Genomic DNA, 22844 nt, shown 5'->3' on the forward strand with positions numbered 1-22844 from the left:
GAACCCCCAGGTAGGTCCAATCACCGGCCGACCGACGGAAACACACCTCCAGGTCTGGTTTCTGCCGTGCTTCGCACGGCTCGCGGACGCCGAAGGCGGAGGCGGCAGCGGCACACGAGTCGGTCCGGCCAACAGCCGCGCACGAGACGGTCCGACCACCAGCCGCACGCGGGATGGTGCGGGCGTCAGCCGCTCGCAGGGTGGTTCGGCCGTCAGCCGCGCACGAGCTGGCTCGGCCACCAGCCGCACACGGGCTGGTTCGGCCAGCAGCCGCACACGGGCTGGTTCGGCCATCAGCCGCGCACGAGACGGTTCGGCCTTCCCAACGCCTCGTCTCCTCGCCTCCCGCTTCGCTCCGCCTGCGAACCCTCGCCATCTCCACTCCGGCGCTCCCAACCCGTCCCCGCCGGCCCGACTCCCAGCCCCCGCACCTCGCCCACGCCACCCCCGCGCCCCACGCTTTCGCGACCTGGTCTCGCACCCCCGGCGGCCTGCTCTGCTCCCGTCACCCTCGTTGCTTCCCATTGCGGTAGTCGTCTGCCGCCTGCCCTACTTTCCAGCCGTCCCCGCCCGCACGCGCCCCCACCTTTGTGCCGCCACCCGCGCCCACCGGCCCTCGCTAGTCCCATTCCCGCCTTCACGGGTTCCCACCTCCATCCCGCACCTCATCCCTCGCTGGCCGCCGCCTCCCCACGTCACCCGCGCCGCCGTTGACACCCCTATCTCGCCACTTCTTCGCTCCCGCACCTTCACCCCGCGCTTACCGGTGTCGGCTTGTCCTCCGCCATGAATCACCTCCACCCGTGTGCCCTCACTTCCATCCCGCCTCATCCCTCGCCGAACCCCCACGCTTCTCGCTCCTGCGGTCCACCCACCCCGGGGCCGCTTCCTCTCCGGCACCTCGCCGGCTCTTCGCTCCCGCACCTTCACCCCGCGCTCGCCTCGGCGCGGAGCAGCCTTCCCACGCGGCCACGCCCCACGCCTCCGCCTCGCCCGTTTCCCACCTCCCCACCCCCGCTGCCCCAATCTCACGCCCCCGCACACCACCCCACGCCCCCTTCGCCGCCACCCCTCGGCGCACACACCCCTCACCCCTCGCCCCCACGCCCTCCCCGCGCTCGCCCCAGTGCCCACCCCCCTCACCCCTCACCCCCAGCCCGCTCCCCACCCCCACCTCCACGCCCCCACCCCCGCGCCGTCGGCGGGCTACCGTGTCCTTGTGCGGCGCACGCGTCTGCCCGCACCGGGCGTCCCGTGTGGACGCTTATGCCTTCGGCGGGGCCCGGCCCGCCGGGCGGGGAGGTGTGCCGGGGGTGGGGAGCGCGTCGGCGGGTTGCTCGAAGTGGCCGGTCGTGGAGGCTTCCCGGTGCGCCGTTGGGCGCCCGAATCGATGCCGTCGCGTCAGAGGAGCCGCCCGTGCCCATCAGCCTGATCGGTCCCGTCACCATCGACACCGCCGGTGGGCCGGTGCGGATCACCGCGTCGAAGCGGGCCTGTGTCCTGGCCCTTCTGGCGTCGCGGCCGGGGGTTCCGGTGTCCCAGGCGGACCTGATCGACGGGGTGTGGGACGGGGCGCCGCCGGAGACGGTGACGAGTGCGCTGTACAGCTACATCGCGCGTCTGCGCGCCGACTTGAAGCGCGCGGGCCTGGCGATTCACCGGGCGGGGTCGCACGGCTACTTCCTCGATGCCGCGCCGGAAGTGGTCGACGTGCACCGCTTGCGTCTGCTGGCGGTGAAGGCGGCGGAGTCGGGCGACCTGGCTTTGTGGCGACAGGTGTGCGACTCGGTGCGGGGCGAGGTGCTGGCGGGCGTGCCGGGGCGCTGGGCGGGCGAGTTCCGTGCGGCCTTCGCGCAGGAGCGGCGGGGGTGGCTGGACGGCCGCTATGCCGCCGAACTGGGCGCCGGCAACCACGCGGCGGTGGTCGACGAGCTGGCCGCCCATGTGGTGGGCGAGTCGCTCGCCGAACCGTTGGTGGCGCACTTGATGCTCGCGCTCTACCGCTCGGGGAGGTCGGCGGAGGCGCTGAGGTGGTTCGAGAGGACGAGGGTGCGGCTTCGCGACGAGTTCGGGGCCGACCCGTCGCCGGAGTTGCGGGACTTGCACGTGCGCATCCTGGGACAGGATCCGGGGCTGGTCTTGGGATCGGAGACAGTGGCGGCCGGGCCGGTTCCGGCGATGTTGCCCGGCGGGATCGGCAGCTTCACCGGCCGGGAGGCGCAGCTCGCCGCGTTGTCGGCGTTGGCGGGGTCGCGGGCACCGGTGCTTCTCACGGGGCATGCGGGGGCGGGGAAGACCGCTCTGGCCGTCCATTGGGGACATGCGCACCGGTCCGAGTTTCCGGGCGGGTGTCTCTACATCAACCTGCGCGGCTTCGATCGCGGTGAGACCGTCGCGGCCCGGGAGGCGTTGGGGCGGCTGCTTCTCGCCCTCGGCGTCGCCGGTGACGAGGTCCCCGACGAGGTGGACGCCGCCGCCGAGCTCTTCCGGGCCCGCACGAGCGGCCGCCGGATGCTCGTCGTCCTCGACAACGCCGGCACGGCCGAGCAGGTGCGGCCGCTGCTGCCCGGCGACGGCTGCTTCACCGTGATCACCAGTCGCGACAAGCTTCCCGGGCTCGTCGCGGTCAACGACGTCCGTGTGGTCGCCCTCGACGTGCTGCCGCGTGAGGAGTCGGTGCTGCTGTTGCGGCGGCTTCTGGGCGACGAACCCGAGAGGGAGGCCGTCGACGCGCTCGCCCGCCTGTGCGGCGATCTGCCGCTGGCCCTGCGGGTCGCCGCCGCGAACCTCGCGGGCGGCCTGCGCGGCCGGATCGCCTCGTACGTCGCCGAACTGGAGGGCCGCGACCGGCTGGCCCTGCTGGCCGTCGACGGTGACGCCGACGCGGCGGTCACCGCGGCCCTCGACCATTCCCTGGCCACTCTCGACGCCGATACCCGCGGCCTGTTCGCGCGCTTGGGCGCCGTGCCGGGCGAGGACTTCGGTGAGGAACTGATCGTCACGGTCTCCGGCCTCGCGCCCGAGACGGCGCGCCGATCCCTGCGGCGGCTGGCGACCCGGCACCTCATCGAGCAGGACAAACCCGGCCGCCACCGGATGCACGACCTCGTCCGCCTGCACGCCACCGCCCGCGCGTCGGCCGAACTCACCGAGGCGCAACGCGACGAGGCCGTCGAGGGCCTCATCGAGTTCCACCACGCGCGCCGCTTCGACGAGGACGTCGACGAGGAGATCAACATCTTCGCCGCCCTGGAGGCCCTCGACGGGCACCGCGCGCTGTGGCGGCTGGTGCGCAGGCTCGCCACCGCCACCAATGCCGGGCGCTTCGTCACCCGCTGCCGGGCGGCGGCCGGCAAGGCCATGGCGCAGGCCGAGCGCGACGGCGACGACCTCGGCGTCTACGCGATGACGATGCTGCTGTCGAGCGTCGCGGCCGCCGCGGGCGACGCCGACGCCTGCCTGGAACTCCAGCGCCGGGCCGTCGACCTGTCGGCCGGGCTCGGCCCCGACGAGCAGATCGGCTCCCGCAGCGGCCTCGGCCTGCGGATGGCCGACCGGGACCACCGCATCGCCGCCGAGTGGATCGGCCGCGCCGCCGACCTGGCCGCCGCCGCCGGCCACGCACGCCTCCAGGTCACCAACGGCTCCAACCTCGCCTACATCTGCGCCACCCTCGGACGCTTCGCCACGGCCGCACGCCACCTCGACGCCGCCGAGGCCGCCGCAGCCGCGTCGGGCGACCCAGTCCCGCCGGAGCGCATGGGCAACCTGCGCGTCTGGATCCTGCTCAGCAGCTGGCGCAACGACGACCTGCTCACCAAGGCCGGGGAGACCCGCGCGCACGCGCTCGCGACGGGCAACCGCGTCATCGAGACGCGCGTCCACCTCTACCGCTCGATCGCCCTGCGACGCCTCGGCCGCGCCGCCGAGGCCCTCGACGAGATCCAGGCGTGCCGGCGCATCCTCCACCAGGAGCACATGGTGCTCCTGCGGCCCGAACTCGAACTGGCCAACGCCTACACCGCCATCGGCGAGCCCGGCAACGCCCTCGACCTGCTGGCCGCCGTCGAGCGCGCGTGGCCCAAGACGCCCCGCCTCGACCGCGCCGACTTCGACCTCGCCGTCGCCCGCGCGCACCTCGGACTCGGCGACGGGGACGCCGCCGAGGAGCACGCGACGCGCTCGGCGAGCGGGTACGGGGAGCTCGCCGCGTTCGTGCGGCAGGTCGAGGCGCTCGACGTGCTCGCGGAGGTGCGGTCGGCCTCCGGCCGCGAGGCCGGGGCGCGGGAGGCCTCGGCGGAGATCGCGCGGATCGTCGGCGAGTTCGAGGAAGGCTGGCGCGGGCCGGTGTGACCCCTCAGCCGCCCTTGTTGGGCGGGTCTTGCGGCGGCATGTCGCCACCGGGAGGGAGGTCGCCGCGTGGCACGACGCCGCACGAGCTCACGCATTCCGGCAGCATCGCGTCGAGCTCTTCGGGGGTCGCGGGGCGCGCGTTCTCCACCGCTTGGCGCAGGTCCCCGGCGGGCACGGCGGTCACCGCGTCGGCGCGGATGACGAGGCCGTCGCGGTTCTCGGCGTACTCGTGCTGGGCGCCGCTGACGCGGTACCAGCCCTCGCCGTCGCGGGTGCACGTCACCGCGGCCGAGGTCCCCACGCCCGCGACGGGGAGCGCAGGGCAGGAGTCGTCGGTGAGTTCGGGGTCGTCGTCGACGATGAGCTGGAAGAAGAGTCCGCTCGCGTCGGCGTAGTGATCGCTGAAGCCGTTGCCGGCGTACGGGCCCGCACCGCCACCGGTGGCCTGTGAGTAACCCTCGGACTCGGTGACGTAGATGTAGTCGAGGGAGACGCCCATCACGGCCGCCCTCGACTCGTACTCGGCGCGCTCCTCGGCGCTGAGACCCCCGTCACCGCAGCCGGACAGCATCACTGTGAGGGCCATCACGGCCGCCATCGCCTTCACCCGCATCGGATCCCCTTCGTACTCGCGGGATCGAGAGTACGGACCGAAGGTAACGGCTCGGTGACGCCGATGTCGGTCCAGGCCAGTGGGGGTAGGAGGCGCGCGTTGTGGGTACAGACCTTTCATGCCGACGATGACACTGGACCGCGCCGGACTCCGCGCCCCATTCACCGGAACCGACGGCGAGCGCGTCGGCCTCGAAGTCGAGGCCGGGCTCGTCGACGCCGAGACCGGCCGCAGCCTGCCCTACGAAGGACCGAACGGGACCGGTGCGCTGATCACCGCGATCGCCGAGGACGCCGAGCAGTTCGGCGAACGCGCGACGGTCGTCGCCGAGGACGGCAACCCCTTGGCCGTCGACTTCGGCGCCGGGGACCGGTTCTCGCTGGAGATGGGCGGCGCCCTGGAGTACTCCTCCTCCGTCCACAATGGAGTCGACGCGGCCGTCGCGCACACCGGCCGCCGTCTGCGGCAGGCCGCGCGCGTCGCCGCGACGATGAACGCCGCCGTGCTGTCGGGCGGATACCTGCCCTTCACACCGCCGGAGAACATCCCCTGGGTGCCCAAGGGCCGCCTGGCGATCATGCGCCACCACTTCCTCGAGGGCGGCGAGCATCCCGGGCTGATCTCGGCGTCGATGGGGCTGACCCTGTCGACACAGGTCACCCTCGACTACCTCGACGAGGACGACCTCGCCGAGAAGCTGTGGGCCATCAACCTCGCCTCACCGGTCGTGGCGGCGATGTTCGCCAACTCGCCGCTGGAGTCGGGCGGCTTCGAGGGCTACCTGTCCAAGCGCCTCCAGGCGATCCAGCACACCGACACCGACCGCTTCGGCATCCTCCCCTTCGCGGTGAGCAGCCCCCCGACCGTCGACGAGATCGTCGACTGGGCGCTGACCCACCCGATGATCTTCCGCGAGGAGGGCGAGGGCTACATCCCCGCGCCCGACATCGCCTTCGCCGAGGCGCTCGCGACCGGTTTCGGCGACGGCACCTTCCCCAACGCCGGCGACTGGGACGCCCACCTCGACCAGCTGTGGCCCTACGTCCGCGTCCGCAACACCCTGGAGATCCGCATCTGCGACGGCCCGTTCTGGCGCCAGATCGGCACGGTCCCGGCGTTCTGGAGCGGCCTGCTCTACCACCGCCCCTCGCGCCTGGCCGCCCTCGACCTGCTCGCCGGCCTCAGCCACGCCGACCTCCAGGCCACCGCCGTGCAGGTCACCACCCACGGCCTCAAGGCCAAGGTCGGCGACCGCTCGGCCGGCGACCTGTGCCGGGAACTGCTCGCCCTCTCCGAGCGCGGCCTCGCGGCCCGCGTGCGCGCGGGCGCCGAGGCTCCGGGAACGCCGAGGCTGCTGTCGCCGCTGTGGAACGTCGTGCGCACCGGCAAGACCTCCGCCGAGCGGGGTCTGGCGCGCTGGCGCGGTGAGTTCGGCCAGTCGCCGGCCGAGTACGTGCGGGCGCACCGGATCCGTTAGATCAGCACCGGTTGAAGAAGGTCAGCGACCCGCACAGGTGGTCGCCCGAGCGCAGCGGCGTCGAAACGGCGTCCAATGTGTACACGGTCTGGTGGACCGCGATGCGCAGCAGCCCGCGCGCCAGCGCGCCCGAACTGAGCGCCTGGAGCGGCGGGATGCGCTCCAGCTCCCAGTCGGCCAGCGAGCCCTGCTGCACCGTGAAGTCGACCAGGCGGACGAGGCCGTCGATGAGGCCGCGCCCGGCCTTGTCGATGCCCTCGGGCAGGCCGAGCAGGTTGCGGCCCTCCGGGGAGGTCGCCTCGATGAGGCCCCGCGCGTCCAGCAGCAGGCACGGGTCACCCGCCCCGCGCACGGCGTTCGCCCACCGCTCGAGCACCGCGCCGTCGGCTTCGACGGACTCGTCGTCACCCGACAGGGTCAGCTCGACGAAAGGCATTGCCACTCCTCTCCGGCCGACCTGGGGGTGGGCGACCGCGCTCTGGGACTAGTCTCCCTGACATGGGTCATCACGTCGACAGCGAAGTCGGTTGGCTGCGCACGGTCATGCTGCACCGTCCAGGGCCGGAGCTCAAAAGGCTCACCCCGCGCAACAACGACTCGCTCCTCTTTGACGGCATTCCATGGGTCGGCCGTGCCCAGGAGGAGCACGACGCCTTCGCCGAGGCGCTGCGCGGACGGGGAGTCGAGGTCCTCTACCTGGGCGACCTGCTCACCGAGACGCTCGCCGTCGCCGACGCCCGCGAAGCGGCCGTCGAAGGAGTGCTGGCCGACGAGCGCCTCGGCCAGACGCTGCGCGGAGCCGTGCGCTCGCACCTGGACAACCTCGACGGCGAGGGCCTGGCGACCGTGCTGATGGCCGGCCTCGCCCACGAGGAACTGCGGACGGGCACCGGACTGGCCTACCAGATGATGGACCGGCACGACTTCGTCATCGACCCGCTGCCGAACCTGCTGTTCACGCGCGACTCCTCGGTGTGGATCGGCGAGCAGGTCGCCGTGACGAGCCTGGCGATGCCCGCCCGGCGCCGGGAGACGACGCTGACGGGACTGATCTACCGCCACCACCCCCGCTTCGCGGGGACCACGCACCTCTACGAGCCCGGGCTGGAGTCGGTCGAAGGCGGCGACGTGCTGCTGCTGGCGCCGGGAGTCGTGGCCGTGGGAGTCGGGGAGCGCACGACGCCGGCGGGGGCCGAGCGGCTCGCGCGGAGGATCTTCGCGGGGAAGCTCGCGCACACGGTGCTGGCCGTGCCGATCGCGCAGGAGCGGGCGACGATGCACCTCGACACGGTGTGCACGATGGTCGACGTCGACGCGATGGTGATGTACCCCAACGTGGCCGACGCGCTGGTGGCCTACACGATCACCGATGACGGCGAGGACCCGCGCGTGACGGGGCCGCAGCCGTTCCTGAAGGCGGCCGCGGCGGCGATGGGCGTCGAGGCGGTGCGGGTGATCGACACCGGGCTCGACCCCGTGACGGCCGAGCGCGAGCAGTGGGACGACGGGAACAACACGCTGGCGGTGGGGCCGCGGTTGTGCGTCGCGTACGAGCGGAACGTGGAGACGAACGAGCGGCTGATGGAGGCGGGGATCGAGGTCATCGCGATCAGCGGGTCGGAGCTGGGGTCGGGCAGGGGCGGGCCGCGGTGCATGTCGTGTCCGATCGATCGGGATGGGGTGGAGGGGTAGGGGGTCCTCCGACCATCGCCCACCCGCCCCCTCACACCACCACCAGCGTGCACCCACAACTCTCCCGGATCACCATCTCCGTCGCCAGCACCTCGCTCGCCGCCTGTCCGCTCTCCATCTGCCCGAACAGCAGCGCGCCCGCCGCCGCGCCCAGCGCCCTCAGCGGCTGCCGCACCGTCGTCAGCGTCGGCGTGAGGTGGGAGGCGATGGCCACGTCGTCGAAGCCGGTCACGGCGAGGTCGCCGGGGATGGTCCGGCCGGTCTCCCCGGCGGCTCGGTACACGCCGGAGGCGAGTTCGTCGTTGGCGCAGACGAAGGCGTCGACCTCCCCTTCCCGCAGCACGGGAAGGGCGGCGAGATAGCCCTGTTCGGGGTACAGGCCGGTGCTGCGGAGCGGGGGCGCGGGCTTCAGCCCGAGCTCTTCGTGGGCGGCCTCGAAGCCCAGCCACCGGTCCCTCACGTCCGGGGAGAGGTCGGGGTCGCCGAGGAACCTCAGCCGCCGTCGGCCGTGCCACAGGACGTGCGCGGTGAGTTCCCGGGCGGAGTCGGTGTTCTCCGTGCGGACGCTGGCGATCCCCGGCAGCGACGGCCTGGCCAGCAGCACGACGGCCACGTCGGCGGCGATCTCCCCGACGACCTTGTCGGGAATGGTCTGATCCATGATCACCAGCCCGTCGACGCGGGTCGACAGGTCGCGCACCATCTGCGCCGACGCCTGGCGCCCGTGAGTGGCCAGCACCATCACGGCGCTACCCCGGTCGACGACCTCCGACTCGAAACCGGCGATCACGTTGGCGTAGTAGGGCCCCGACAGGTCGGGGAAGACGATCGCGACGGTGTCGTGGGCGACGCCGGCCAAGGCCATGGCGGTACGGCTCGGCGACCAGTTCAGCTCGGCGACGGCGTCGAGCACCCGCTGCCGGGTCTTGGCCGCCACCGTCCCGTCGTCGCGCAGGGCCCTCGACACGGTGGCGATGGACACGCCCGCCTTCTCGGCGACCTGGTACACCGTGGGGCGCTTGCGTCCGGTGTCGGCGTCGTCCTGCTCACGCGCGAGCAGTTCGGCGGCGTCGAGGACGCGCTGCCGGGTCGCCGCGGCGACCGACCCGTCACCGCGCAGCGCCCTCGACACCGTGGCGATCGAGACGCCGGCCTTCTCGGCGACCTGGTACACCGTCGGCCGCCGTCGCATCTGTGGGCGCGCGTCGCCGCCCCGGACTTCTTCGTCCACCCCGAACACCCCGTCGTTTCCGCTGATCCCGCCCAGGCTACGCGCCCGGGACCTGCCCTGGGACCGGGCGGGAAGCTCCCCCGCCCGGCCTTCGACTCACCCCACGGGTGTCAGTTCGATGAGCGAGAACCCCGGCATCGGCAGGGTGAACTCCCGCGTGATCGCGCCCCCGACCGCCGGCACGTCGGTGTCGGGTTCGGCGCGGTCGAGGACATTGGCTTTGCGCAGTTGCTCCCATTGCGTCTCCTCGGGCCAGTCTCCACCACCGGCGGCCTCCCACACCGCCGCGATGTTGGAATGCCCGGCGTCGACACGGGAGTGCTCGACCCAGTAGGCGCCGGCGTCGAGGCCCGTCAGCTCGACGCGGACCGTACGGTCCAGCGGCGCGTGACCACCCACTTTGGACTGATCGAGGGTGCCGTTCCAGATCAGCACCGCGATCCGGCCGTCGGTATGGCGGCCCGTCCAGGCCTCGACGAGCGAACCCGCGCCATCACCGTCCACAGTGGTCGCCAGCTCGCGCTCGCCGAGTCGCGACAGCGCGGTCATGGCCCAGTAGCGGGGCTTGCGCAGGTTTCCGACGGTGAACAGGCCGAAGCCGCCGTGGAAGAGCTTCGGCGGCCGGCCCAGTTCCTCGAAGTGGTCGGAGGCGACCCAGTAGGCCAGGGCGTGGATGCGCCCGGCCGCCGACCGCATGCCGCGCAGCAGGAAGGCCGCCGAGAAGGGGTCGTCGTTGACCGGGTTGAAGTGCGTCGGCGTGACGCCCCACTCGGTCCACAGCAGTTCCAGATCGGTGTAGCCGTAGCGTTCGGCGATCGGCCGGAAGTCCAGGGGCGCGCTGCCGTAGGTGTGCGGCGAGAGGAAGTCGACGGGCGCGCCGGTCTTGGCGGCGTAGTCGAGCAGGTCGGCGGTCCAGGCCGCGGCGGCCGAGCCGGGTCCGCCGACCTTCAGGCTCGCGTCGACGGCCTTGACCGCGCGGGCGGTGACCTCGTAGAGGCGCAGGTACTCCTCGCGGGTGCCCGACCAGAAGACGTCCAGGTTCGCCTCGTTCCACACCTCGAACGCCCACCCGCGCACCTCGTCGATGCCGTAGCGGTCGACGAGGAACTCGACGAGCCCGCCGATCAGTTCGGCCCAGCGGTTCCAGTCCTTCGGCGGGGAGACGATCGCGTCGTAGAAGAACACCTTCTTCGACGGGTCGGAGGCCAGGTCGCGGGGCATGAACGACAGTTCGACGACCGGGCGAAGGCCGATGGCCAGCAACGCGTCGTAGATCTCGCCGACCCGGGAGAAGTCGTGCACGGCCTCGCCGTCGACCTCGCGGTAGACGCCGACGTCGTCGCAGAGGATCGCGTGCGAGCGGACCGTGCGCACACCCAGTTCCCTGTGGACGGTCGAGAGCACCTCGGTCAGCTCGGCACCGATGGGCCGGCCGCCGGTGGTCTCGGTGCTCAGCATGTGGCTGAGGTGCTCGGCGCCGATCATCGGCACCCACGGGCGGTGCAGCGGTGCCGTCTCGGCCGAGGCGTCGACGGACACGAGCACCCGCCCGTCGCCCTCCGCCAGCGAGGTCGCGGGCACGGCCGCGCCGACCTCGCCGACGACCTCGACGTCGGCCAGCGATGCCACGGCGTACCAGTACGTCCGGCCGGGTTCGCCGCTGGTGTCGGCGTAGGGGCCGTGCGGGACGGCGAGGACGTCGCCGCCGAGGTGGTCGAGGGGCGTGAAGGGCCCGTCGGCGGATTCGGCGCGGTGCACCAGATAGCCGATCGCGCCGTCGACGGTTTCCCAGTCGAGGGTGACCTGCCCGCGTCCTGCGGACACGCGGATCTCGGTGGGCGGGGCGGGTGCGGGCAGGTCGACGAAGCGGCCTTCGCGGCGCACGGCCGCGTCCCACTCGTCGCGGATGCGGTCGGTGTCGGTGTGCTCGGGCATCGAGGTCGATTCCTTAGCCGGTAGGGGATCAACGGGCTGTACTGCGCGGGGGCCGTGCCCGGCCCCCGCGCGGTTCCTCACTGCGCGGCGGGCACGCCGAAGGTCTCCAGGCCGAGCAGCGGCCGCAACCGGCGTTCCGCGCGGCCCTCGGCGAAGCGGTCGCGCAGCACGTCTCCCGCCAGGACGTTGCCCAGCGCGCCGAGGATCATGCCTTGATCGAGTGCCAGGTACCGCTTGGCGACGGTCGCGCTGCGCACGGCCACGGCGTCGTAGAAGCCGCCGGGACCGTAGGAGTCGAAGCCCGCGCGAAGTTTCGCCAGCTGGGCCAGGGCGTCAGAGCGGGCGTGCCCGAGGGCGAGGAACACCGCGTGCGGTGTCACCACACCGTCCCCGTAGGACGCCGGTTCGGGCTTCGGCTCGCGGTCGGGGCAGCCGGCGAAGCCGTAGTCGACGGTGGTGCGCTCCCGGTCGGAGGTGTACCCGGCCGAGTCGAGGCCCATCGCGTCGACGCCGTACTCGCGATACCCGCCGAAGGGATCCGAGGACGGCGAGAAGCCCCAGTGGCCGTACTTCGCGTCGTCGAGCCCGTGCGCGATCTGGCCGCGCACGAAGACCTGGTGGTTGCGGCCCCAGCTGCGCTCGCCCCAGCGGGTCTCGGGCACGAACAGTTCGGGCATCAGCGCCTCGAACATCGAGCCGCCCCACGTGGGCACGACCTTGAGGCCGCGATAGGTGTAGGCGCCCTCGAAGACCCGGATGCCCAGGTGCGTGGCGTAGTCGCCCTCGGGCTTCATCTCCTGCCACGACCAGTCGCAGACCGGCTCGAAGGTCCGCCACATCGCGAAGTAGTGCTCCGGCGGGACCTGGCCGAGCGCGATCCCCAGGTAACTGGCCATCCGCGACTCGCTGTTGAGCGTGCCGTAGTGGTGCCCGGTGTACCAGACGTCGGGCCCGCAGCCCCGGTAGTTGCCCTTGACGGCGGCCGGCTGGTCGGGCGGCTGCTCGACCCAGAAGCCGCCGCGCATCAGCCCGGCGCCGAAGTCGGGACCGCGCGCGGCCTCGTCGTAGTAGAAGCCGAAGTCCATCCCCGACAGCAGCCGCTCGGCGCGCGGACGCAGCGAGGGATCGTCGTTGCCGACGACGACCAGCGCCGTCGCCAGCCACGCGTTGTCCACACTGGACAGGAAGGGGTAGACGGGGTTTCCGTTGTCCGGCCAGGTGTGCAGGACCGCGCCGGTGGCCGGGTCGTACCAGTTGTAGTACATGCCCGAGCACTCGTGCCGGTCCAGCCGCGCCAGGGTGTCCAGTACCGCCGAGATCCGGCGGCGGGCGGTGCGGCGGTCGATGACGCCCAGCTCGCGGGCCACCACCGCCGACCACATGAGACAGCCGATGTTGGTCGGCGAGGTGTACGCCGAGCGGGTCGACTCGGCCAGCTCGCCGCCGATGTTGTCGGCGGCCAGACCGGTCGCCGGGTGGACCATCGCCTCCATGGAACGCCAGGTGTCGCGGGCGTATCCGGTGAGCAGGCGGCGCTGGTCGCTCGACAGTGGACGGTCTTCGGGACGGGCGGCGGCCGAGGCGGGGCCGGCGGTCAGCGCGGCGGCGGCCGCGGCGGCAGCACCGCCGATGGCGAGTACGGACCGTCGTCTCATGGGGAGGTCCTCTCCTAAGGAAGTGGTCATTTCAGGCCCGTGGTGGCGATACCGCGCACGAAGTGGCGCTGGAGCAGGACGAAGACGATCAGCACCGGCACCACGACGACCACCGAACCGGCCAGGAGCAGGCCGTAGTCGGTCTCGTTCTGGCCGACGCTGTAGAGCGCCAGCGCGACCGGGAGCGTGTACTTGTCCTCGGTGGTCGCGATGACCAGGGGCCACAGGAAGTTGTTCCAGGAGCCGAGGAAGGTCAAGATCCCCAGCGTGGCCAGCGCCGGGCGGCACAGCGGCAGGATGATCCGCCAGAAGATGCGGACCTCGCCGGCGCCGTCGATGCGGGCCGACTCGATGAGCTCGTCGGGGATCGAGAGGATGAACTGCCGCATGAAGAACACACCGAAGGCGCCGACGACGAACGGCAGGATCAGCCCCGCGAAGGTGTTCGTCAGGCCGAGCTTGCTGACCAGCACGAACAGCGGCACGAAGGTCACCATGCCGGGGACCATGACGGTCCCCAGGACCAGGCCCAGCAGGGCGCCGCGACCGGGGAAGCGCAGCTTCGCCAGGGCGTAGCCGGCCGCCGAGCACAGCACCAGGTTTCCCAGCGTGACCGAGCCGGCGACCACGACGGAGTTGGTGAAGTAGGTGGGAAAGGCCAGCCGGTCGAACAGCTCGGTGTAGTTGGTCAGGCCGAAGTCGCGCGGCCACCAGGTCGGGGGGACCTCGCGGATCTCGCCCTCGGACTTGAAGGAGGACAGCAGCATCCACAGGAACGGGCCGACCATCGCCAGCAGCCCCAGACCGAGGACGACGTGCAGCACGGTCCGCGCGACGCGGTCGCGGGTTCTCGCCTTGGCCATCGCGATCACTGCTCCTTGCGTTTGAGGAGCCGGAACCACAGCAGCGACAGCGCGACGATCGCCACGAACAGCACGTAGCTCATGGCCGAGGCGTAGCTGTAGTTGCCGAAGCCGAACTGCTTGTAGATGTGGTACGAGACCGACAATGTCGAGTTCAGCGGCCCGCCCTGCGTCATCACGTAGGCCTCCTCGAAGAACTGGAGGTAGCCGATGGACGTGATGACCGCGACGAACAGCATCGTCGGGCGCAGCATGGGCAGCGTGACGTGCCGGAACTGCTGCCAGGCGCCGGCGCCGTCGAGCCGCGCGGCCTCGTAGAGGTTCTGCGGGATCGCCTGGAGTCCGGCGAGGAAGACGACCATCTGGAAGCCGAGGTTGCGCCAGGTCGCCATCACCACCAGCGAGGGCAGGCTCAGATCGGGGTCGGCCAGCCAGTTGGGGCCGTCGACGCCGACGAGCGCCAGGAGGCTGTTGACCAGGCCCGTCTCGGGCTGGAGCAGGAAGCGCCACACGACCGACACGGCGACGATGCTGGTGACGACGGGAAGGTAGTACCCGACCCGGAAGAGCGTGCGGAACCTCGTCAGGCCGGAGCTGAGGCCCAGCGCGACCGCCAGGCCCGCCGTCATGGTCAGCGGCACGCCGAACAGGACGAAGAAGGCCGTGTTGCCCGAGGCCTTGAGGAACAGCGGATCGCCGAAGACCTTGGCGTACTGGTCGAGGCCGACGAAGTTCACGCCGAGCGGGTCGCGCACGTCGGCGCTGCGCAGGTCGGTGAAGCTCATCGCCAGCGACACCAGTACGGGCCCGGCCATGAACACCGCGAACAGCAGCGTGAACGGGGACACGAAGCCCCAGCCGACCACCGCCCGGCGGAGGCGCGCGCCGCGCCGCCCCCGCCGAAGCGCCGCATCCTGGGGACGCGCGGTCATGTCAGGCACCGGTGCCGATCGAGGTCGCTTCCTCCTGGATGGCGGCGGCCGCCTCGGCCGGCGTCATGCCGGTCTTGATCAGCGCCTCCATCTTGTCGTCGAAGACCGCCGCGACCTGGTCCCAGGTCGAGATGGTCGGCGGCGACTTGGCGTCGTTGAGCTGCGTGCCGAAGGCCGACAGCAGCGGGTTCTCCTTCAGCGCCGGGTCGTCCCAGGCCGACTTGACCGAGGGCAGGTCGCCGACGGTCTGGAACCAGGTGGCCTGCACGTCGGGCCGCGAGAGGTAGGAGACGAACTTCCAGGCACCCTCGCGGTTGGCGGCGTCCTTGAACACCGCGAGATCCCCACCGCCCACAAAGGACGTCGCCGACTGCTTGGTGGGCATGCCCCACAGCTCGTACTCGCCGGCCGCGCCCTGCTCCTCAAGGATCCCGATGTGCCAGGGCCCGGAGACGAAGGCCCCGATGTCACCCTTGACGAACTCGGGTTCGAGTGAGCCCTGCGGAAGGTCCGAAGGGGACAGTCCCTCACTGAAGAAGGACTTGTAGTACTCCAGCGCCGCGACGCTCTCGGGACTGTCGAAGTCGAAGGAGCCGTCCTCCTTTTGGACCGTGCCGCCGTTCTGCCACACGAAGGGCATCACCGACTGCCACGAACCGGTCGCCCCGGGCTGGAGCGAGACGCCCCACTTCGCGCCGCCCTTGTCCTGCATGGCCGCGAAGGCGGCCTTCAGGTCCTCCCAGGTCGTCGGCGGGGCGGTGATCCCCGCCTTGCCCGCGACCTCCTTGTTGACGTAGAAGAGCCGGGTCTCCACGTACCAGGGAACGCCGTAGGAGGTGCCGTCGACGACGGTCGTGTCCCAGGCGCCGGGGTAGAAGTCGGCGGGCTTGATGAGGTCCTCGGGGGTCGGGTCGAGGCCGCCGGTGCGGGCGAACTCGCCCATCCACGTGGTGCCGATCAGCGCGACGTCGGGGGTCTCGCCCGCGGTGATGGCCGTGGAGATCTTGTCGTGCGCGCCGTCCCAGGGGATCGGGGTGACCTTGACGGTCGCCTCGGGGTTGTCCTTGGTGAAGCCTTCGATCAGCGCGGAGAGCTTCTCGCCCTCGGCGCCCATGGCCCAGATGTTGATCTCGCCGGTGGCCGGTCCTGCGCCGACGGCCGTGCCGGGCCCTTCGTTCTGCGTGCCGTCCGCGTCGCGCCCGCACGCCGCCACCGCGAGCATCGCGGTTGCCAGCCCGAGCGCGGCGACCGGCCGAATCCAGCCTCTCATCGAGGGATCTCCTTTGAGTTCGAGCGCCGAGACGCCGGGCCGAGGTTCGAGGGGGATCGGGGCGGCCGACGAGGGGCGAATGTATGTAAGCGCTTCGTTTCACGGATGTTAGTGACGCGTGTCTCTCGCGTCAAGGGGTGAGTGGGGGTGGTGTCGATCGGGGGTGACGGGCGGGAACGCGGCGTGATCGGTTGCGGCACAAGGCGATGCGCGTCCGGAGTCGAAGCGGGCGTCGATGAGGCCTTACCCCGGCCGCGCCGGTTCTACTCCCGCCCGAAGTCGACCGTGAACTTGTTCGCCTTCGGCGCCTTGGTCACCTTCAGCGGCCTGTTCCCGTCGGTGATCGTCAGCTTCCCGCGCGGGGTGAAGTTCACCGCGAACTCGACGGCGTCGGCCGGCACGTCGTAGGTGTAGGAGAACAGAATGTCCGCCACGTTGGCGTCGGCCTCGCCGATCTCTTCCGGCGAGTAGTGCTGTCCACCGGAGCTGATCTTCATGGAGCTCTTGGGATCCAGGTCGAAGTAGGTCTCGATGTCCTTGTCCAGGCGCGTCCACCACACCGACACGGTCAGCACCGCGCGGCCCTCGGCGGCCCAGCCCGCACCGGGGCTCCACAACGACCGGGCGACGACGATGTCGCCGTCCAGCTCGTACCAGCCCTTCCAGCCGCCGCTCTCGCCCTCGGCGCGCATGGAGTAGCCGGGAGTGTCCCGAGAGCCCTCGACGCCCTGGTAGTAGCCGTCGACGGCGTCCACTCGCGTGCGCTCGCGAAGGTCGATGGCCTGCGCCCGCCCCTCGTCGGCGACGGTCAGCAGCACCGAACCCTCACTGGGAACCACGGCCACGACGGTGTCGCCGTGCCCGGGAAGTTCGTCGAAGACGGTCTCCGACTCTTCGAAGGCCAGCGACGCGACCGGTTCACGGTCGTCCCAGGTGGGACTGGCCGGCGGGCTGGACGCGAACTCGATCACCGCGTACTCGTACCCCGGCGGTGCGGGGAGCGGGCGCTCGTCACCGCTGCGGAGGTCGGCGGGGCTCGCTGCGAAGCGGACGCACGAGACCTCGATCGCGAAGTGCGGCCCGATCAGTTCCCCGTCCCCCGCGGCGAAGGACTCGTCGTCGCAGTCGGCGTCGTCGGCCGTGAAGTACAGCCCCACCGGCGCCTTGAGCTGCGGCGGTACCGAGGAGCACCCGGCGAGTAAAGCGGAGGTGAGGAGCGCGGCGGTGGCCGTGCGCAGATGGTGCCGGGGCATGGCGTACTCCGCGGTGAGGTCACTGTGGACGGTGTGCGCCCGACCTTACCGAAGCGGGGCCGGGCTTCCCCGGCCCCGCTTCGGCGAACCTCAGCGCAGCGTCAGCTGCCGGCCGATGAGCCCGTCGCGCGCCCGGCGCTGGGCCGTGTCGAGCGGCTCGGTGACCGCAAGGGCCTCGGCGTAGCGCTTGGCGAAGCCGGCCACCGGCTCCTCGCAGTCCTCGGCCTCGACGCCCAGCGGCAGGTCCCACACCGGGACCAGGACGCCGTGCGCGCGGAACATGCCCGCGAACTTCGTGTCGATGCCCAGCCGCAGCCCGCCGTCGGACGACAGACGCGCCAGCGCCGCCAGCGCGGCGGACTCGCCGTCGGGCAGCACGATGCGCAGGTGGCAGCGGTCGGTCACGTCGCACCAGTAGGCACCGGGCATCGCCGCGACCTTGCGGGTCGGGTAGATCGACGCGTTGGCGCGCTCCAGGCTCGCCTTGACCTGCGGGTCGTCGGAGGCGTCGGCGTCGACCCAGAACTCGAAGGTGTCGTGCAGGGTGAAGTCGATCGGCTCGTTCACCAGCATGTCCTGGAGCCTGGGGCCCTCACCGGGCAGCGTGGGGACGCCGACGGTCTTGCCCGGCTCGGTCTCCAGCGCCGCGATCAGCGAGGCGGCGATGTCGCGGCTGACGTCGCCGGACTGGAACTGCCGCTGGAGCGCCACCAGGACGCGCCCGTCGGGCTTGGTCATCGCCGGCCACGCCAGCGGCAGGACCGTCGCGAGGGTGATCTCGCGCCCGGCGTACTGCGTGGCGAAGGGCTCGGCCAGCTTGAGCGGTGCGGTGGCGGCCGGGACGAGCTCGCGCAGCGCGACCCACTCCACCTCGTCGGGCAGGCCCTCGAACGGGCGCGCCACATAGATGTCCTTGACCCGCTGCTTCGGCTCGCGGGCCTTCTGCTTGCGTCGCTGCTTGCTCACGGCGACCAAGCCTAGGCCAGCCCGTGACGGCTCATGCACCCGACCGGTCCCTGCGGGGCGCGAACACCAGCGCGAACGCCGCCGCGGCGAGCGCGGCGCACGCCCAGGGGAACCAGTCGCCGGTGCGCGTGTAGAAGGTCGCGCCGGGTCCTTCGGGCAGTTCGGCGACGACGGTGACGAAGCCGCCGGACCTGTCGGCCAGTGCCTCGCCGAGGATGCGGCCGTAGGCGTCGGTGAGGAAGAGGACGCCGAGTTTGGCCGACCAGGCCATCGACATGCCGTTCTCCATCGCTCGGATGGTCCCGGCGATGGCGTGCTGGCGGGAGTTGCCGATCTCGTCGCGCGCGGGCAGGAGCCACATGCGGGCGCCGCCTTCGGCGTAGGCGCCGGCGGGGTCGGGGAAGTTCACGTCGCGGCAGACGCCGAGGGCGAGGGTGCCGGCGCCGGGGAGGTGGGTGAGTTCGGTGCCCGTGGTGAGTTCGCTGCCGTTGGTGTTGGCGTTGTGCATCCGGTAGATCGCGGGCGCCCGGCCGTCGGCGGGGATGGCGATGGCGGTGTTGTACTTCGCGCCGCCGGCGTCGGGTCCGTCGTTTTCGAAGAGGATGACGCCGACGACGATGTCGATGTCGTGTTCGGTGGCGACTTTCGACAGGGGGCCGGTGAGTTCGGCGAGGGTGGTGTCGTGGGAGCCGAGGGCGCCTTCGGGGAGGACGGCGAGGTCCACGTCGGCTGGGAGCGCGGCGATCCGGGCGGCGTAGGCGGCGAGGGTCTGTTCGCCTTCGGTGGTGGCGACGTCGGGTGCCCAGGCGGAGTCGGCGTGGACGACGAGGGCGACGGTGCGGGCCGGGCCGGGTCCGGTGCTCATGCGGGCGAGGCCGAAGCCGACGGTGAGGACGAGGATCGCGGTGGTGACGGCGGCGGCGCGGATTCGCATGGGGCGGGCCAGGTCCGGCGCGAGGAGGGCGGCGATGCCGGCCGGGACGAAGAGGACGAGGTATTCGACGCCCCAGCCGCCGGTGACCGAGGCGAGCTGGAGTGCGGCGGGCAGGTCGGTCTGGGTGGTCATGAGCTGGCCGATGACGCCGACGGGGCTGGCCTTGCCGATGAGGAAGCTCGCGCCGGTCCACAGGGCGGGCGCGGCGAGGGCGGCCGGCAGGATCCGGCCTCGCACGACGAGTGCGCGAAAGAGCCAGGCGGTCAGGGCGAACAGGGTCGCGCACCCGAGCAGGATGCTGATCGCGATGGGGAGGGGGACGTCGTAGGAGTCGAGGTAGTAGCTCCAGGCGTTCGACGAGCCGAGCAGCCAGGCGAGACCCGCGACGGGCACGGCGACGGCGGTGCGCGTGCGGGTCGCCAGCCAGAGCACGGGGAAGGGCGCGATCCAGGTGAGGATCGAGATCGGCTGGAAGCCGGTGCCGAGGTAGAGGAGAGCGGTCGAGGCGGCCAGCGCGGTTAACGGCGGAAGGACGCGTTTCGTCCACGTCGGACGGTCAGGCTTTGATTCCATCGAAGATCCTCCATGCGGTGCGGCGGCAGAGTTCCCGGAAGTCCTTCTCCGGCAGGCCGATGCGCCCGCCGAGGTAGAGCTGGACGAGTCCCTGCGTCGACGACGTGAACGACAGCGCGACTTCGAGGGGGTCGTCGGCGCGCAGGATTCCGTCGCGCATGCCGTCCTCGACGGCCTTGACGACGTGCCGGTAGAGCGGCGAGGCGCCGTGGCCGAAGTCCTGCGGGAAGCGGCGGGCCTGCTCGCGGCGGTCGGTGAGCAGGAAGGCGTAGAGGTGGGGCTGGCCGAGGGCGAAGTCGAGGAAGTCGTCGAGCAGGCCGTCGAAGCGGGCCCGGAAGTCGCCGCCGGCGCGTCCCCACGTGCCGCCGACCTCGCCGAAGGCGGCGTCGGCGACCGATCGCAGCAATGCCAGGCGATCCGGGTAGTGCTTGTAGATCGCCATGGGGGTGATCCCGGCGGCGGTGGCGACCCGGCGCATCGTGACGGCCTCGGCTCCCTCGTCGACGAGGATCGCCAGGGCCGCCGCGGCGATGCGGTGGCCGGTCGGTTGCTCGGTCATGGTCTACACCGTACACCAGAGTGGTATACAGCGTAGACCTGTGCTGTCCGCGGCCCTCCATGCCGGCGCGCGATCATGGGCGCATGAGTCTCACGCCCGAACTGCGCGCCCGCATGGGCGCCGTCGACACGACCGCCATCGCCGACGCGGACAAGAGCGTCCGCGTCATCGCTCCCGAGGTCGCCCTGCGCTCCGCGGCCGCCGCGATGCTGGGCACCGCGTTCACCGTCCGCTGCGACGGCGACCACTTCGGCGTCGTCCGCGCCCTCGAAGCCGCCGCGCCCGGCGACGTCCTGGTCATCGAGGGCGGCCGGCACCCCCTCGCCTACGCCGGGGAGATCTTCGCCAAGGCCGCCGCGGCGAAAGGACTCGCCGGGATCGTGCTCGACGGCGGCTACCGCGACCTCGGGTACGTGGCCGGATGCCCGCTGCCGGTGTACTCGACCTATGTGTTCCCCAAGACCGGGACCACGCGGCTGCTGGGGGAGCTCGGCGCGACCGTGACGGTCGGCGGCACCGAGATCTCGCCCGGCGACATCGTCTTCGCCGACGAGAACGGCGTCCTGGTCATGGATCCGGCGACGGCGGAGGAGGTCGTCACACGGGCCGAGCAGGTCGCGGCCGTGGAGACGAAGGTGCTCGCGCGCATCGAGGAGGGCGCGGCGATCGGAGAGCTGCTGAACTCCGCCGAGCACACCGCGAAGCTGGAGGCGGGGGAGGAGACGGGGCTGCGGTTCACGGTGTGAGGCCGGGGAGGCGCGGCGGCCGTGGGTGGGCGGCGGCGTGGCAGCGCGGCGCGGCGGCCGTGGGTGGGAAGCGAGGCCGGCGCGGCCGGGGGATGCGCCCTGCGCGGGTGGGATGCCTCGGGATGGCCGCGACCGGGTGGCTCGCCGCGCAGATGGGCGACGGCGCGGCCCCGGCGCCGATGAGCGCCGGGGCCGCGATGTCACGTCGGTGTTAGATGTTGGTGAACACCCACAGCGCGTAGTAGCCCTCGACAGGGGACGGCACTCGTAGCGCAGCGCCCAGCCCTTGGCCAGGTAGGTCTCGCCCTTCTGGCGGCAGGCCGTCAGCGTCGAGTGGTCGCTGATGTGATGCCGGCCCGGCGGCCCGGATCTGTGCCGACACGCGGGCCGGGTCGTGCGCCTGCGCCTGCGCGGGCGCGGCGGCCACGCCGACGGCGAGCGCGGCGCACCCCGCCATCGCGGCGGCGGCGAGGGTCTTGAAGGTGGTGGGTCTTGAAGGTCGTGCGCATGTTCACTCCTGTGGTCGATCGCGTCGATTGCATTTGTCGTGACGGACGTTAGGGACGGGGTACTGGCTTCGGTGCCATCGGTGCGTCACCGCTGGCGGGGGTGGGCGTGGGGTGGATTGGGCGGCAGGGCGGCAGGGCGGCAGGGCCGGAACGTTGGAGCCGTGGCGGCGCAGTGCGGCGGGAGACCCGCTGACGGTGGGCAGCGCGGCAGGAAGAGGCACGACCGCACGGCTGGCCGATGGGGCGGCCGCCGGGCGAAGGATGGCGTGGTGCCGAATTGGCGAGAGGCGGCTGTCCGATGGGGCGGTTACCGAGTGACGGGTGGCGCGGTACCGAATCAGCGAGAGCTGGCTGGCGGCGAGGCAGCAGGGGGCGGTGGGCGGTCCGGTGCGGCGGCGCGATGGGCAGGTGGACGCCTTCGCTCGCCCCGCTTGGCCATCGGGAATCGGCGCGGCGGTGGAGGTGTGTCCCATCGCGCCGGACATCGACAACGCGCCGCGCCCATCGTGTCGCAGGTGCGGCCGAGGCTCCCGGTGGATGGCACGATACTTCGCGGGCCTCCACGCCCGGCCTGCCGCGGCGATGCTCTGGCGATCCCCCACGCCTGCGCTGGGACGAGTTGCGTGCAGCCGCCCAGCCGCCCAGCCGCCCAGCCGCCCAGCCGCCGTACCGCCTAGGCGCCGAGCGCCGAGCGCCGAGCGCCGAGCGCCGAGCGCCGAGCGCCGAGCCGCCCAGCCGCCGTACCGCCTAGGCGCCGAGCGCCGAGCCGCCAGCCACCGTGCCCCGAGCCACCGAGTTCCGAGCGCCCTGCGCGCTGCGGCCGTCGGCGGTGGCGGCTCGGTCGAAGATGCGGTGGCAGGGTGACCGAACGGTGGCCGGTATTCGCGCCGGTCGCCGAGCGGGCGGTCAGATCGCGGGCGGCGATGGCGTCCACGCTGCCTCGCCACGTCGGGCGATGGCGCTGGGCGGTGCGCGCGGGCTGTGGAGCGGTCGCGAGGGCGCGCAACCGGAGACATCGGAGGCGGACGACGCGCTCAGGCGCTGACACGGTGGCGGCGCGGGCCGCTCGCTCGACCCGTCTGCCCTTCAGCGCCCGGGAAGCCGGTGGTTCACGGCCTTGGCGCGGCCCTGGACGCCGGCGAAGAACTCACCTCCGGGTGGTGCCACAAGGCTCCGGCGGGAAGACTTCGCCAGCCCGCCAGCCCGCCAGCCCGCCAGCCCGCCAGCCCGCCAGCCCGCCAGCCCGCCAGCCCGCCAGCCCGCCAGCCCGCCAGCCCGCCAGC

Annotated in this window: 17 protein-coding genes; 4 read left to right on the forward strand and 13 right to left on the reverse strand. The window is 72.1% G+C overall.

From position 1 onward, the window contains the following. The first annotated feature begins 1416 nt into the window (after positions 1-1416). The gene (locus AB0I28_RS39075; RefSeq protein ID WP_357501188.1) at positions 1417-4353 is read left to right on the forward strand and encodes an AfsR/SARP family transcriptional regulator; all 2937 of its coding nucleotides are present in this window, start codon (positions 1417-1419) and stop codon (positions 4351-4353) included. A 4-nt stretch (positions 4354-4357) separates the two neighbouring features. Here the strand turns inward: AB0I28_RS39075 and AB0I28_RS39080 are convergent, their stop codons facing one another. Beyond that, complete coding sequence (locus tag AB0I28_RS39080; protein ID WP_357501189.1) at positions 4358-4966, reverse strand: hypothetical protein; 609 nt, start codon at positions 4964-4966, stop codon at positions 4358-4360. Between the two features lie 118 nt (positions 4967-5084). Here AB0I28_RS39080 and AB0I28_RS39085 point away from each other — a divergent pair, with 118 nt between their 5' ends. Continuing rightward, a complete protein-coding gene (locus AB0I28_RS39085; RefSeq protein ID WP_357501190.1) occupies positions 5085-6443 on the forward strand; it encodes a glutamate-cysteine ligase family protein in 1359 nt (452 codons plus the stop codon). Position 6444: 1 nt separating this feature from the next. Here the strand turns inward: AB0I28_RS39085 and AB0I28_RS39090 are convergent, their stop codons facing one another. After that, positions 6445-6879 carry a hypothetical protein gene (locus AB0I28_RS39090; RefSeq protein ID WP_357501191.1) on the reverse strand — a complete coding sequence of 145 codons (435 nt, stop codon included), beginning with the start codon at positions 6877-6879 and terminating at the stop codon, positions 6445-6447. A gap of 62 nt (positions 6880-6941) precedes the next feature. On the opposite strand from AB0I28_RS39090, the gene AB0I28_RS39095 reads away from it, so the two are divergent. Next, positions 6942-8135 (forward strand): arginine deiminase, encoded by a 1194-nt coding sequence (locus tag AB0I28_RS39095; RefSeq protein ID WP_357501192.1) that lies wholly within the window; start codon positions 6942-6944, stop codon positions 8133-8135. A 31-nt stretch (positions 8136-8166) separates the two neighbouring features. On the opposite strand, the gene AB0I28_RS39100 is transcribed toward AB0I28_RS39095, so the two are convergent. From AB0I28_RS39100 to AB0I28_RS39145, 10 genes are all read right to left on the reverse strand, one after another. Next, positions 8167-9366 carry a substrate-binding domain-containing protein gene (locus tag AB0I28_RS39100; protein WP_357501193.1) on the reverse strand — a complete coding sequence of 400 codons (1200 nt, stop codon included), beginning with the start codon at positions 9364-9366 and terminating at the stop codon, positions 8167-8169. A 96-nt stretch (positions 9367-9462) separates the two neighbouring features. Further along, entirely contained in the window at positions 9463-11301 is a 1839-nt protein-coding gene (locus AB0I28_RS39105) for a xylan 1,4-beta-xylosidase (protein WP_357501194.1), read from the reverse strand. Positions 11302-11378: 77 nt separating this feature from the next. Next, positions 11379-12956, reverse strand: coding sequence for a glucoamylase family protein (locus AB0I28_RS39110; protein WP_357501195.1), 1578 nt, complete (start codon positions 12954-12956; stop codon positions 11379-11381). Between the two features lie 26 nt (positions 12957-12982). Continuing rightward, positions 12983-13819, reverse strand: coding sequence for a carbohydrate ABC transporter permease (locus tag AB0I28_RS39115; protein ID WP_357501196.1), 837 nt, complete (start codon positions 13817-13819; stop codon positions 12983-12985). A gap of 5 nt (positions 13820-13824) precedes the next feature. After that, a complete protein-coding gene (locus tag AB0I28_RS39120) occupies positions 13825-14751 on the reverse strand; it encodes a sugar ABC transporter permease (RefSeq protein WP_357501197.1) in 927 nt (308 codons plus the stop codon). Between the two features lies 1 nt (position 14752). Next, positions 14753-16021, reverse strand: a complete 1269-nt coding sequence (locus AB0I28_RS39125) for a sugar ABC transporter substrate-binding protein (protein WP_357501198.1) — start codon at positions 16019-16021, stop codon at positions 14753-14755. 263 nt (positions 16022-16284) lie between these two features. Further along, positions 16285-17274 (reverse strand): hypothetical protein, encoded by a 990-nt coding sequence (locus AB0I28_RS39130; protein WP_357501199.1) that lies wholly within the window; start codon positions 17272-17274, stop codon positions 16285-16287. A gap of 90 nt (positions 17275-17364) precedes the next feature. After that, complete coding sequence (locus AB0I28_RS39135) at positions 17365-18240, reverse strand: DUF5926 family protein (protein WP_357501200.1); 876 nt, start codon at positions 18238-18240, stop codon at positions 17365-17367. Positions 18241-18271: 31 nt separating this feature from the next. Then, a complete protein-coding gene (locus tag AB0I28_RS39140) occupies positions 18272-19747 on the reverse strand; it encodes a nitrilase-related carbon-nitrogen hydrolase (RefSeq protein WP_357501201.1) in 1476 nt (491 codons plus the stop codon). Beyond that, the gene (locus AB0I28_RS39145) at positions 19731-20306 is read right to left on the reverse strand and encodes a TetR/AcrR family transcriptional regulator (RefSeq protein ID WP_357501202.1); all 576 of its coding nucleotides are present in this window, start codon (positions 20304-20306) and stop codon (positions 19731-19733) included. The genes AB0I28_RS39140 and AB0I28_RS39145 overlap by 17 nt, the downstream gene beginning before the upstream one ends. A gap of 83 nt (positions 20307-20389) precedes the next feature. On the opposite strand from AB0I28_RS39145, the gene AB0I28_RS39150 reads away from it, so the two are divergent. Further along, positions 20390-21052, forward strand: coding sequence for an RraA family protein (locus tag AB0I28_RS39150; protein WP_357501203.1), 663 nt, complete (start codon positions 20390-20392; stop codon positions 21050-21052). Positions 21053-22647: 1595 nt separating this feature from the next. On the opposite strand, the gene AB0I28_RS39155 is transcribed toward AB0I28_RS39150, so the two are convergent. After that, positions 22648-22844: hypothetical protein (locus tag AB0I28_RS39155; protein ID WP_357501204.1), on the reverse strand; the 197-nt coding region annotated here is incomplete at its 5' end.

The organism is Phytomonospora sp. NPDC050363 (assembly GCF_040655735.1).
GTDB lineage: Bacteria > Actinomycetota > Actinomycetes > Mycobacteriales > Micromonosporaceae > Phytomonospora.

Excerpts from the sequence above, each read along its gene's own strand:
- AB0I28_RS39080 (WP_357501189.1), bottom strand. The coding sequence starts at position 4,966 with ATGCGGGTGAAGGCGATGGCGGCCGTGATGGCCCTCACAGTGATGCTG.
- AB0I28_RS39090 (WP_357501191.1), bottom strand. The coding sequence starts at position 6,879 with ATGCCTTTCGTCGAGCTGACCCTGTCGGGTGACGACGAGTCCGTCGAA.
- AB0I28_RS39110 (WP_357501195.1), bottom strand. The coding sequence starts at position 12,956 with ATGAGACGACGGTCCGTACTCGCCATCGGCGGTGCTGCCGCCGCGGCC.
- AB0I28_RS39095 (WP_357501192.1), top strand. The coding sequence starts at position 6,942 with ATGGGTCATCACGTCGACAGCGAAGTCGGTTGGCTGCGCACGGTCATG.
- AB0I28_RS39105 (WP_357501194.1), bottom strand. The coding sequence starts at position 11,301 with ATGCCCGAGCACACCGACACCGACCGCATCCGCGACGAGTGGGACGCG.
- AB0I28_RS39120 (WP_357501197.1), bottom strand. The coding sequence starts at position 14,751 with ATGACCGCGCGTCCCCAGGATGCGGCGCTTCGGCGGGGGCGGCGCGGC.
- AB0I28_RS39150 (WP_357501203.1), top strand. The coding sequence starts at position 20,390 with ATGAGTCTCACGCCCGAACTGCGCGCCCGCATGGGCGCCGTCGACACG.
- AB0I28_RS39115 (WP_357501196.1), bottom strand. The coding sequence starts at position 13,819 with ATGGCCAAGGCGAGAACCCGCGACCGCGTCGCGCGGACCGTGCTGCAC.
- AB0I28_RS39130 (WP_357501199.1), bottom strand. The coding sequence starts at position 17,274 with ATGCCCCGGCACCATCTGCGCACGGCCACCGCCGCGCTCCTCACCTCC.
- AB0I28_RS39125 (WP_357501198.1), bottom strand. The coding sequence starts at position 16,021 with ATGAGAGGCTGGATTCGGCCGGTCGCCGCGCTCGGGCTGGCAACCGCG.
- AB0I28_RS39085 (WP_357501190.1), top strand. The coding sequence starts at position 5,085 with ATGCCGACGATGACACTGGACCGCGCCGGACTCCGCGCCCCATTCACC.
- AB0I28_RS39140 (WP_357501201.1), bottom strand. The coding sequence starts at position 19,747 with ATGGAATCAAAGCCTGACCGTCCGACGTGGACGAAACGCGTCCTTCCG.
- AB0I28_RS39145 (WP_357501202.1), bottom strand. The coding sequence starts at position 20,306 with ATGACCGAGCAACCGACCGGCCACCGCATCGCCGCGGCGGCCCTGGCG.